Here is an 11,110-nt window from a genome sequence, read left to right on the forward strand (position 1 = left end):
TGCGCAAGGTCTACCTGATCGTGGACAAGTCGAATACCGCTGCCATCCACGTCTATGAGAAGTGCGGTTTCCGGCATGAGGCTGAACTGATCGAAGAGTTTTTCGGCAATGGCAGCTATCACAATGCCTTGCGCATGTGCATGTTCCAGTCCGAGTTCTTCAAGATCAGTCAGCTCGGCGAGTGACCTCGACTGCGGCGCCCAGGTACGTCATACGGCGGCGCCACGCGTACCTGGCACCTTTTATCTTCTGCACGTACACCGTTATTTCCTGATTTTTGATTAGTCGGGTGAATGACTTTGTGTGCATTGCACCAAGTGCATCTGATCATTGTATTAATTCACTTAATTAGAGCCCCCGCGTTTACGCGAATACGCTCCGCAAAGCTTTACTGGTTAATACGGCGTGCCCCACTCGTCCTTTAGTTATCGGTTGCATTTCCTCCTGATTCAGCCGCTGTTCACGATTCAAGCAGGCGCGACAGGTGGTGCGACAATTCGTCGCTGTTGCGACCGCACACAAGATGTGCTTGTCGTTCTTGCTCGTTCTCCTAAAGTGCAAGGTGCGGGTTCGACGTTAAAGTTAAATACATAGCTAACCTGAGTATTCAACCCGCACCGGAGGAAAATATGAAAACGCGAATCGCCCTTGTTTTCGCCATTGCGGGTTTGGCTGCCGCTTCTGTGCAAGCGCAAGACATGATGGTCAAGCCACAGCAAACCATCCAGTTCAAGGCTAACGGGTATGGCTGCCTGTCGAAGGACAAGCTAGACGCCGCCGACCAGCATGCTCAAGCCGGTGAACAGCAAAAAATGCAGGAACTCTTCTCCGGATATCAATGCGTTTCCACCCCGGAAAATTCGAGTTTCCGCGTAGTGCGCGTGGTCGGCCATGACGTGGAATTCGTGAATTCCGCCAATAGCGATACGCAAGGCCTATGGGCAAACGATCGATTCATCAAACAATAAGCTAAACGCCAACGCTTCGGCGGAATGCCGGAGTTTCATTTTGTGCCGCCAATCCTCCGGCTAAAAAGCCTGAGCTGGTGAACTTGTGAGTTGAAAATCGGCTGGACATTGAAATGTCCGGCCGATTTTATTTCCGCTCGCCTTTTCTGCGATGCGAAGCCGGTAAAAAAGCCGATGCGGCGTTTCGATCCGCATCGGCAGTACGCCTTCTCGCTAAGCGCAGGAACAACCCTTAACCGTTCAAACGGCGATCAATGCGAATCGCGCGGCACCGGCGCGCCGCTCGATCCGACCAGAAAGTCCAGATCCGCGCCCTGGTCGGCTTGCAGCACGTGTTCGACGTAGAGCTTGTAGTATCCGCGCGTGGGCGGCGCAGGCGGCTGCCAGGCCGCGCGGCGGCGTTCCAGTTCGGCGTCGGTGACGTCCAGATGAAGACGGCGCGCTTCCACGTCGAGTTCGATCATGTCGCCGGTTTGCACGAACGCGAGCGGGCCGCCCGCGGCCGCTTCCGGCGACACGTGCAGCACCACCGCTCCGTAGGCCGTGCCGCTCATGCGGCCGTCGGAGATACGCACCATGTCCGTGATGCCTTTTTGCAGCACCTTCTTCGGCAGCGGCATGTTGCCGACTTCGGCAAAACCCGGATAACCCTTCGGCCCCGCACCCTTGAGCACCATGATGCAGTGTTCGTCGATATCGAGCGACTCGTCGTCGATCTTCGCGTGCAATTCCTCGATGTTCTCGAACACCACCGCGCGACCGCGATGCTTCAGCAGATGCGCGGTGGCCGCCGAAGGCTTGATCACCGCGCCATTCGGCGCCAGGTTGCCCTTGAGCACCGCAATGCCGGCCTTGGGCTTGAACGGCTCGGCGAATGTCGTGATGACCTTCTCGTCGTGATTCGGCGCGGTGCGCACGTTGTCCCAGAGCGTCTTGCCGTTGACCGTCAGCGCGTCTTTATGCAGGAGCCCTTGTTCACCGAGTTGCTTCAGCACGGCCGGCAAACCGCCCGCGTAGTAAAAGTCTTCCATCAGGTATTCACCGGACGGTTGCAGATTCACGAGACACGGGACGTTCGAGCCGAGCTCCCAGTCTTCCAGCGAAAGCTCGACGCCGATGCGCTTTGCGAGCGCGATCAGGTGCACCACCGCATTGGTCGAGCCGCCGATCGCGGCATTCGTCCGGATCGCGTTTTCAAACGCCTGACGCGTGAGGATCTTGTCCATTGTCAGGTCCTCTCGAACCATATCGACAATGCGGCGCCCCGCGAGATGCGCGAGCACTTGCCGGCGTGCATCGACCGCGGGAATCGCCGCGTTGTGCGGCAAGCCCATGCCGAGCGATTCGACCATCGACGCCATTGTCGACGCGGTGCCCATCGTCATGCAGTGGCCACGCGAGCGGTTCATGCACGACTCGGCCTCGGTAAATTCCTCCTGCGTCATCGTGCCGGCGCGCACTTCCTCGGACATCTGCCAGACACCCGTACCGGAGCCGATGTTCTTGCCGCGAAAACGGCCATTGAGCATCGGGCCGCCGGAAACAGCCAGCGCGGGCAGATTGCACGACGCCGCGCCCATCAGCAGCGCAGGCGTGGTCTTATCGCAGCCGACCAGCAGAATCACGCCATCCATCGGATTGCCGCGAATCGACTCCTCGACGTCCATTGAAGCGAGGTTGCGAAACAGCATTGCGGTAGGCCGCAAATTGGTTTCGCCGAGCGACATCACCGGAAATTCGAGCGGCAAACCGCCGGCTTCGTGCACGCCTTTTTTCACGTACTCGGCGAGCTCGCGAAAATGCGCGTTGCAAGGCGTCAGTTCCGACCACGTATTGCAGATGCCGATCACCGGACGTCCATCGAATTCGTCGTGCGGAATGCCCTGGTTTTTCATCCACGAGCGATGCAGAAAACCGTCGCGGTCCTTGAGGCCAAACCACGCCTGGCTGCGCAGCGGCTTTTTAGTCTGGTTCGAATCAGCCATGAAATCTCCTGTTGGCAAGCATGTAATGAAGGGCGCGCGTCAGCGCATCAATGCACGCGCTTGCTGCGGCGGAACTGATCGAACAGCACCGCGAGCAGCAGAATCCCGCCCCGAATCAGGTATTGATAGAAGGTCGGCACGTTCATCAGGCTCATCGCGTCCTGCACGGAGCCCATGATCAGCACGCCGACCAGCACACCGGAAATCGTCGCGACGCCGCCCGTCAACGATACGCCGCCGAGCACGCATGCGGAGATCACGCCGAGTTCGAGACCGACCGAGGTTTTCGGGTCGCCCAGACTCATGCGCGACGCCAGCATCACGCCTGCAAAGCCCGTTACCAGCCCCTGCAATACGAACACTGTGATCTTGATACGGGTGACAGGCAAGCCCGCCAGCAAAGCGGCCTCACTATTGCCGCCGACCGCCAGCACGTTCTTGCCGAACACGGTTTTCTTCAGCAGAAAACCGAACAGCACGAAGCCGACGATATTGCTCCAGATCGGATACGAAATGCCGAGGAACGCGCCCCCGCCAAGGTCGAAGAAACGCTCTTCCGAGATCATCACCGCGTCGCCATTCGACGTGATGTAGGCGAGGCCGCGCACGACTTCCATCATCGCCAGCGTGACGATCAGCGAGTTGATCTTGTAGCGCGCGACCAGCACGCCGTTGACCAGCCCGACTGCGCCGCCCGCGAGCACGCCGGCGGCGATGCCGAGCGTTACGCTATGCGTCGCGGTGATCAAGGTCGACGCGACCACGCCCGCGAATGCAACGATCGACGCCACCGACAAATCCACTTCGCCCAGCGCGAGCACGAACATCATCGTTACGGATATCGAACCAATCAGCGTGACGGAGAGCAACAAGCCCTGGATGTTTCGCGAGCTCAAAAACTCCGGCACGGTGAACGACAAAGCCGCAAACAGGATGATGAACACCATCACAATGCCGGACTTGTTGATCAGGTCCCAGGTGCGCGCGGCGCGCGCGCTCAAGCCCGCGGAAGCGATGGCTGGCGTGGAGGAGTCGGTTGAGGGTGTGTGCATGATGTCTCTAGTCCGTTTTTATGGCGCGATGCAGATGCCTTCAGTTACCTTCAGTTGCCTTCGCTGGCCTTCACGTGGCTGATCGGGCAGGGCGTGCCTAGCGGGGCAGCGCGAGCTTGATCAGCGCATCCGGCGTGGCCTGCGCCTTTGGCAGATCGCCGACAATGCGGCCTTCCTTCATCACGATCACGCGATCCGCCACGCCGATCACTTCGGCCAGATCGCTCGACACCACGATGACCGTGCGGCCCGCTTCAGCGAGCCCATACAGCAGGCCGTAAATCTCACTGCGCGCGCCGACGTCGATGCCGCGCGTGGGTTCGTCCATCAGGAACACGTCGATGTCTTCGGCGAGCCAGCGCGACAAAATCACCTTTTGCTGGTTCCCGCCTGAGAGCGTGCCGATCGGCGTGTCGCCGTTGCGCGTCTTGATCGAGAGCTTGCCGATGAACTCTTTCGCGGTCTGCGCTTCCTTGCGGCCGTTGAGCACGTTGAAGCGGCTGAAGTGGCGGCGGCAACTGATGTTGAGGTTGTCCGACACCGAGGCGATCGAAACGATGCCTTCCTGCTTGCGATCTTCCGGGCACAGCGCAACGCCTGCGCGCACCGCGTCGCGCGGCGTGGCGAAGCGCACCGGCTTGCCTTTGAGCGTGATCTCGCCGGCAGCCGGTTTGACCGCGCCGTAGATGAGTTTCATCAACTCGGAGCGTCCCGCGCCAACCAGGCCAAAAAAGCCGAGGATCTCGCCTTTACGCGCCTTGAACGAAGCCGGTTCGCGCAAGCCGCGTCCCATCAATGCCTTGACGTCGAGCTGCACGTCGCCGAGTTCGCGTGCGCGATAGCCGTACACGTCGGCAATCGAACGGCCCACCATGCAGCTGATCAAACGATCCCGATCGAGTCCTTCACCGGCCTCGAACGTCTCGATGCGGCGGCCGTCGCGGAACACCGTCACGCGATCGCAGAGTTCATAGACTTCATCCATTCGGTGCGTGACGTAGATGATCGCGCGGCCCTCGGCCTTCAATGCGCGAATGATCCGGAACAGCTGCGTCGTTTCGCGCGACGACAACGAACTGGTCGGCTCGTCGAATGCGATCACACGCGCATCGCGCATCAGTGCCTTGCCGATTTCGATCATCTGCCGCTGACCGATCGACAGATTTTTCACCTGCTGTGAAGGATCGATCTTTTCACCGAGTCTTTCCAGCTCGCGCACCGCATGTGCGATTAGCGCCTTCTCATCCAGCACGCCAAAGCGATTGGGCAGGGCGCCGAGCATCAGGTTTTCGGCAACCGTCAGCTCGGGCACCAGATGCAGTTCCTGATAGATGATCGCAACGCCCGCCGCAATCGCCGCCTTGGTGGTGGTGAATTGCTGCTCGACACCATCGAGCGACAACGTTCCCGCCGCCGGCTGATTCACGCCGGACAGCACTTTGAGCAGCGTCGATTTGCCGGCGCCGTTTTCGCCCATCAAGCCGTGTACTTCGCCCCGCCGCACGTCGAGCGACACCTGGTCGAGCGCGAGCACACCGGGAAAGCGCACCGTGATGCCGTCGAGTTGCAGATACGAATCCGCCGACGTAAGCGCAGGCGAGGGCGCTTGTGCGGGCGGCGCCGCGTGGCTCATTTCGCCAGTGTGAGAAACCGTCATGGGAAGCCTCTAGCGGGTGGACAAGCTGTGCGGGCCGATCTCACGTCGGCACGAGCACGAGCACGAGCATGAGCGTGAACGTGGACGTGATAAGGGCCCGCAGCGCACAGACTCGAATACCGTTTAAATACCGAGCTCTTTACGCACGTCCTGCCAGTTGCCGCGCACCATCAGCTTGCCGGTGGTTTGCGTGTCGGCGGGCGGCTGCTTGCCGGCCTTGATCCACTCGACCAGGTTCTCCGTGCTCTCCTTGCCGTGCATCGTCGAACTCACGGCGATCGTGCCGTAGAAGCCCGTCGGTTCCTTCTTCTGGAATTCGGCGAACGCTTCGCCGGCGCCGTTGATGCCGACGCCGATCACATCCGCGGCCGGAATGTGCAGCTGTTCGGTCGCGCGCACGCCGCCCAGCACGCTTTCCTCATTGAGCGCGAAAATCACCCACTTCTTGATGTTCGGATGCTGCGCGAGCACCGGCGACGATGCATTGAATCCGCCTTCGTCATCGGTGGTCTTTTGCGGGGCGTCAAAGATGTTTTCCTTCTTGAAGCCGCCGGCCAACAGCGATTCCGTCGCGCCGTCGGTGCGCAGTTTGGCGGTCGGCAGTTCGTAGTTCGTGATGCGCAGTGCGCCGACTTCTTCCGGCTTCCAGCCGCGGCGTTTCATCTCGTCAGAAATCGCGGTGCCGACCTGATTGCCGATCTTGAAGGCGGACATGCCCAGATGCGGCACGTTCGGCAGCGGCTTGCCGGTGGAGTCGACCAGCTGGTCGTCGACGGTGACGAACTTCATGTTGTAGCGCTTCGCGCGCGCCTGGATTGCCGGTCCGAGCCGCACGTCGGGCGCGCAGATCACGAAGCCTTTGGCGCCTTGCGCGCCGAGGTTATCGATTGCGGCGAGCACTTTTTCCCCGTCCGGCGTGCCGATGTTGACCACCGAGAAGCCGTCCTTCTGGCCGAGCGCGCTAGCGGCTTTCTGTTCGTTGATGAACCATGCCTGTTCCGGCATCTTCACGAGGAAGCCGACTTTCAACGGCGTGTCCGCGTGCGCGGAAAATTGTGCGGCAAAGGGCACGGCGAGGGTCGCGGCGGCGATTGCGGATAGCGTCAAACGGCGAAGCTTGCTGGTCATACTTGTCTCCTCAGTTGAAAAGCTGCACTGGTTTCGTTTGTTTGCAGCGGGGAATGCACGGCGGTGTTAGCCCGGACGTAGGTGAACGTTAGGGTGGGCGGCAGCGCGAGCGATGCAATTTGCGGCGCACAGGGCGGCGAGATTCGTGGCCGGGTGAACTACGAGATCCACGGCAACTTGAGTGCGGTATTGCCCATCGGACTGAGACATGGCAGCGCGGGCACGGCAACGCCCTGCGGACTGAGCCGTGTGAAAAGTAGCGAATTGAGCGCGTCCCACGGCCGTCAACTCGCCACGTAGGCCGTTTTCACGGCCGTCCAGAAGGCTGCATCGGTGACGCCGTAGGCCGACGCCTTGCGAGCGCCGCCGGGCGTGTGATGCTCCACGGCAGTCGTCGGCAGATTGATGGTGACGAGGCCGCACTGCACGTGGCGGCGGAAATGCCGCGCGTGACTCAGCGAGCGTGTGCAGATGCCGGCGCATAAACCGTAGGCGGTGTCGTTCGCCAGATGCAGTGCGTGGTCGTAGTCGTCGGCCTTCAGCACCACCGCGAGCGGACCGAAAATTTCTTCTCGCGCGATACGGTGTTCGGCTTCGCCCACAAACAAAGCCGGTTCGAAAAAGTAGCCGCGGGTTGCGCGTTCAAGCTGACGGCCGCCGTGCAGCAATTGCGCGCCTTCCTGCTGACCGACACGCACATAGTCGAGATTGCGTTGCAACTGCGCGGCATTGGCGAGCGGGCCGATATCCGTGCCATGCTTCAGCGCGTGATCGACGCTGAGCCTGGCGAGCTTCGTCTGCAATGCGTCGACGAACGGCTCGAACACGGCACGTTCGACGATCAACCTCGATGCGGCCGTACCGCGTTGTCCGGCAAAGCCATAGGCGCTGCTGAGCGCGGCCTCGACGGCGGCTTCGAAATCGGCGTCGCCCAACACCACGAGCGGATTCTTGCCGCCAAATTCCAGCTGCACGCGCGCTTGCCTCGCAGCCGCCGCCTGCAGGACACGTGTGCCGGTTTCCGCCGACCCGGTGAAACTGATGGCCGCCACCGACGGATGCGCGGCAATCCGCGCGCCGACCTGCCGCCCGCTGCCCATCACGAGGTTGAATACGCCGGCCGGCAAACCGGCGCGACTCACGATCGACGCCAATGCCGCCGCGCAAGCGGGCGCCGATTCGGCTGGTTTGTAGACGATGCAATTGCCGTGGGCGAGGGCCGCGCCGATCTTCACGGCAGCAAGCGCAAACGGCGCGCTCCACGGCGCGATGATGCCGATCACGCCAAGCGGTTCACGCGTCACGTCGATCTCGACACCGGCGCGCGCTGACGCCCCTGACTCGCTGAACACGCGCAGTGCCTCGACGGCAAAAAACTTGAAGATCTGACCGGCCCGTGTTGCTTCGGCCAAGGCTTCCGGCAGCGTCTTGCCGATTTCACGCGCAACCAGCCGGGCCAGTTCATCGCGACGCGCGAGCATCTCGCTGCCGATCGCATCGAGCGCATCCGAGCGGCGCTGTGCCGAAGCCACGGACCATTCGCGAAAAGCCGCGCTGGCCGCTTCGATCGCGGTATCGGTCTGTCTCGCGTCGGCTCGCACGTAGTCGCCGACCGGTTCATCCAGATCCGACGGATTGAGCGACACGCCCGTGGTCGCGCCTGTCTCCCAACCGCCATTGATGTAATGGCGGAACGGACTGGCCACGAGGGGAACGAGCGGATCGCGATTCATCGAGGGAGGACGTCACATGGGAAGCTCATAAAGTCCACGAATGGTATGAGCCGTCCCAATAACTTTCCAATCCCTTTTTAGGCCATCCCGATATCAATTTCGATATGGCATGATGGAGACTCACGACGGCAAATCGTTCTGACAGACGGCCTCAGGCCGCATACGGAGACAGGCCATGACGCGTAGCTACTCGAACTGGTTCGTGCGGGCGCGGCTCAAGACGCGGCAGTTGCTGCTGCTCGCGGCGATGGAAGAGGAGGGCAATGTGCGGCGTGCCGCCGACGTGCTCGGCATGACTCAGCCCGCCGCGTCGCGGCTCCTGAAAGAGCTGGAGGACATGCTGGAGGTGAGCCTGTTCGACCGCACCCCGCACGGCATGCACGCCACCCTGTACGGCGAAGTGATGATCCGTCACGCGCGCATGGTGCTCTCGAATCTCAGCCACGCGCACGACGAGATCTCCGCGCTGCGCGCCGGTCTGGCCGGCCAGGTGCGCATCGGCGTGATCGCCGCGGCCGCCGCGACGATGGTGCCGCGTGCCATTGCCAGCGTGAAAGAACGCTATCCGCAGTTGCAAATCTGGGTGGAGGTGGAGACGTCGGACGTGATGCTGCCAAGGCTCGCCGAGGGCGAACTGGACGTCATGATCGGCCGGGTATTGGAGCGGCAAAACCAGTTCAAGGCCGAAGTCCGTTACGAGCCGCTCGCCGACGAACCGCTATGCGTGGTGGCGCGTCCCGGACATCCTCTCGAAAATGAAACAGGTTTGACACTGCGGGGAATCGTCAACGCGAGTTGGGTTTTGCACCCGCCAGGCAGCGTTTTGCGCCATCGCTTTGACCTGATGTTTTCGCAGATCGGACTTAATCCGCCCCAAAACGTGGTCAATACCAACAACTTTCTGGCGATTTCGAGTTTATTGCTCCAAAGCGATATGTTGGCGGTTTTACCTGACGAAGTGGCGCGTCAATACCAACAGTACGGGGTTCTCAAGCAGCTACCCATCGATTTACCGTGCAGAATGGATACATTCGGTATCATCACGCGCCAGTCCCATCTGCTTTCGCCGGCGGCCTCCGTCGTGCTGGGAGCCTTGCGGGAAGCCGCTGCCGAGGTCTACGGCAGCGCTTTCGAGACGGCAGTGGCGCGGTAAATGCTTCTCTCGTTGCGATAGTCGCAATTGCAGCCGGACGTCGGCTCGGGAGGAACACAAGATGTACAACAAACACGGAAAACGGCAACGAGCCGTCGACGATTCTTTTTCTGTTCGCTCCGGTGGAGCGAGCGCCTGGTTTAGCAACGGCATGGCTCTCAAATCGACGATTTACAAGGCGGAACTCCAGATCGCCAACATGGACCGGCACTACTACGCCGACCATTCGCTGACGATCGCCCGCCATCCCTCGGAAACCGACGAACGGATGATGGTTCGGGTCGCCGCATTCGCGCTGTTCGCGCAGGAACGTCTTGAATTCTGCAAAGGTTTGTCGGATATCGACGAGCCGGATTTGTGGCAGAAGGACCTCACCGGCGCGATCGAAACCTGGATCGAAGTCGGGCAGCCGGACGAACGCCGCATCGCCAAGGCGAGCGGCCGCTCGAGCGAGGTGATCGTGATCGCCTACGGCGGCCGCACCTCGGATATCTGGTGGCAAGGTGTGCGCAGCAAGGTGGAACGGATGCGCAACGTGACGGTGTGGACGCTCGGCGAAGACGTCGCCGCCGCGCTCGGCAAGCTCGCCGAGCGGACCATGCGTCTGCAATGCACCGTGCAGGACGGCGAGGCATGGCTTGGCAGCGCAGAGGCCGACGCGGTGAAAATCGAGTGGACGGTGTTGAAAGCGCCCGCCAACGCCTGGTAGCGTCAGGTTGCCGCGGAGTCCGTCTGCGGCTTGTTTCGCGTCTGTCTGTCGTGACGCTGGCCTGTTAGATCCGCCGCATGCCTGAGGCCATATCCGTCACAGCGATGTCACACGCGCCGCTTCGGGCGGCCCTTTGAGTTCGACCATATTGCCCTCCGGGTCGAACAGATACAGCGACTGCCCGAATCCGTCCGCGCCATAGCGTAAAGCCGGTTCGCCGGGCCGCGCGCCGTGTTCGGCCAGATGCGCCTTGAGCGCTTCGGCGTCGAAAGGGTCGACGCGCAAACACAGGTGATCCATATTCCGCCCCGCACCCGGCACGCCGTTTTCGGGGTGATCGAGCTTCGCGCCGACCTTCAACAGGTCGATCAGCGAGCGCCCCGCGCGCAATTGCGTCAGGCCCAGATCGGCCTGCTCCTTTTCGACGCTGCAACCGAGCACCTCGCAGTAGAAGCGCGTCATGTCCGGAACGTTCGACGCCCGAATGACGATGTGATCGATCTCGCGAATGTGGATTCTCATTTTCAACGCCCCTTGCCTGGTTCGCAGAATGGATGAATAGCAGCCATCAGTGTAGGAGAAAGGAAGGCGGGGCGAGCGTGGTGGTTAACCAGCCTCGAGGGACGGATCAGAAACCTACAGACGAAAAAAAGCCCGCTCTATGTGGAGCGGGCTGAATCCATATCAGGAGGAGACATGGAGGAGACAAGTACTAATATACACAT

Annotated in this window: 10 protein-coding genes; 4 read left to right on the forward strand and 6 right to left on the reverse strand. The window is 61.1% G+C overall.

Annotated features, from left to right (window positions below; translation table 11 throughout):
• Both QOC89_RS03305 and sap1 read left to right on the forward strand, forming a co-directional pair.
• Nucleotides 1-185, forward strand: a 185-nt coding sequence (locus QOC89_RS03305; protein ID WP_323043716.1) for a GNAT family N-acetyltransferase, incomplete at its 5' end; no start/stop codon positions are given.
• 444 nt (nucleotides 186-629) lie between these two features.
• Entirely contained in the window at nucleotides 630-968 is a 339-nt protein-coding gene (gene sap1 / locus QOC89_RS03310; RefSeq protein ID WP_323043717.1) for a surface attachment protein Sap1, read from the forward strand.
• A 251-nt stretch (nucleotides 969-1,219) separates the two neighbouring features.
• On the opposite strand, the gene QOC89_RS03315 is transcribed toward sap1, so the two are convergent.
• From QOC89_RS03315 to QOC89_RS03335, 5 genes are all read right to left on the reverse strand, one after another.
• Complete coding sequence (locus QOC89_RS03315; protein ID WP_323043718.1) at nucleotides 1,220-2,953, reverse strand: IlvD/Edd family dehydratase; 1,734 nt, start codon at nucleotides 2,951-2,953, stop codon at nucleotides 1,220-1,222.
• A 47-nt stretch (nucleotides 2,954-3,000) separates the two neighbouring features.
• Entirely contained in the window at nucleotides 3,001-4,005 is a 1,005-nt protein-coding gene (araH, locus tag QOC89_RS03320) for an L-arabinose ABC transporter permease AraH (RefSeq protein ID WP_323043719.1), read from the reverse strand.
• Nucleotides 4,006-4,102: 97 nt separating this feature from the next.
• The gene (gene araG, locus QOC89_RS03325; RefSeq protein WP_323043720.1) at nucleotides 4,103-5,662 is read right to left on the reverse strand and encodes an L-arabinose ABC transporter ATP-binding protein AraG; all 1,560 of its coding nucleotides are present in this window, start codon (nucleotides 5,660-5,662) and stop codon (nucleotides 4,103-4,105) included.
• 123 nt (nucleotides 5,663-5,785) lie between these two features.
• Entirely contained in the window at nucleotides 5,786-6,790 is a 1,005-nt protein-coding gene (locus tag QOC89_RS03330; RefSeq protein ID WP_323043721.1) for an arabinose ABC transporter substrate-binding protein, read from the reverse strand.
• A 284-nt stretch (nucleotides 6,791-7,074) separates the two neighbouring features.
• Entirely contained in the window at nucleotides 7,075-8,523 is a 1,449-nt protein-coding gene (locus QOC89_RS03335; protein ID WP_323043722.1) for an aldehyde dehydrogenase family protein, read from the reverse strand.
• Between the two features lie 175 nt (nucleotides 8,524-8,698).
• On the opposite strand from QOC89_RS03335, the gene QOC89_RS03340 reads away from it, so the two are divergent.
• Both QOC89_RS03340 and QOC89_RS03345 read left to right on the forward strand, forming a co-directional pair.
• Entirely contained in the window at nucleotides 8,699-9,676 is a 978-nt protein-coding gene (locus QOC89_RS03340; RefSeq protein ID WP_323043723.1) for a LysR family transcriptional regulator, read from the forward strand.
• 151 nt (nucleotides 9,677-9,827) lie between these two features.
• Nucleotides 9,828-10,385, forward strand: a complete 558-nt coding sequence (locus QOC89_RS03345; protein ID WP_323043724.1) for a YaeQ family protein — start codon at nucleotides 9,828-9,830, stop codon at nucleotides 10,383-10,385.
• 96 nt (nucleotides 10,386-10,481) lie between these two features.
• On the opposite strand, the gene QOC89_RS03350 is transcribed toward QOC89_RS03345, so the two are convergent.
• Nucleotides 10,482-10,907 carry a VOC family protein gene (locus QOC89_RS03350; protein ID WP_323043725.1) on the reverse strand — a complete coding sequence of 142 codons (426 nt, stop codon included), beginning with the start codon at nucleotides 10,905-10,907 and terminating at the stop codon, nucleotides 10,482-10,484.
• Between the last annotated feature and the right edge of the window lie 203 nt (nucleotides 10,908-11,110).

Source organism: Paraburkholderia sp., from assembly GCF_034668105.1.
Classification (GTDB): Bacteria; Pseudomonadota; Gammaproteobacteria; order Burkholderiales; family Burkholderiaceae; genus Paraburkholderia.

What these genes read in the sequence shown, in the direction of transcription:
- araG (WP_323043720.1), bottom strand. Translation starts at nt 5,662, where the DNA reads ATGACGGTTTCTCACACTGGCGAAATGAGCCACGCGGCGCCGCCCGCA.
- QOC89_RS03330 (WP_323043721.1), bottom strand. Translation starts at nt 6,790, where the DNA reads ATGACCAGCAAGCTTCGCCGTTTGACGCTATCCGCAATCGCCGCCGCG.
- QOC89_RS03335 (WP_323043722.1), bottom strand. Translation starts at nt 8,523, where the DNA reads ATGAATCGCGATCCGCTCGTTCCCCTCGTGGCCAGTCCGTTCCGCCAT.
- QOC89_RS03315 (WP_323043718.1), bottom strand. Translation starts at nt 2,953, where the DNA reads ATGGCTGATTCGAACCAGACTAAAAAGCCGCTGCGCAGCCAGGCGTGG.
- araH (WP_323043719.1), bottom strand. Translation starts at nt 4,005, where the DNA reads ATGCACACACCCTCAACCGACTCCTCCACGCCAGCCATCGCTTCCGCG.
- sap1 (WP_323043717.1), top strand. Translation starts at nt 630, where the DNA reads ATGAAAACGCGAATCGCCCTTGTTTTCGCCATTGCGGGTTTGGCTGCC.
- QOC89_RS03350 (WP_323043725.1), bottom strand. Translation starts at nt 10,907, where the DNA reads ATGAGAATCCACATTCGCGAGATCGATCACATCGTCATTCGGGCGTCG.
- QOC89_RS03345 (WP_323043724.1), top strand. Translation starts at nt 9,828, where the DNA reads ATGGCTCTCAAATCGACGATTTACAAGGCGGAACTCCAGATCGCCAAC.
- QOC89_RS03340 (WP_323043723.1), top strand. Translation starts at nt 8,699, where the DNA reads ATGACGCGTAGCTACTCGAACTGGTTCGTGCGGGCGCGGCTCAAGACG.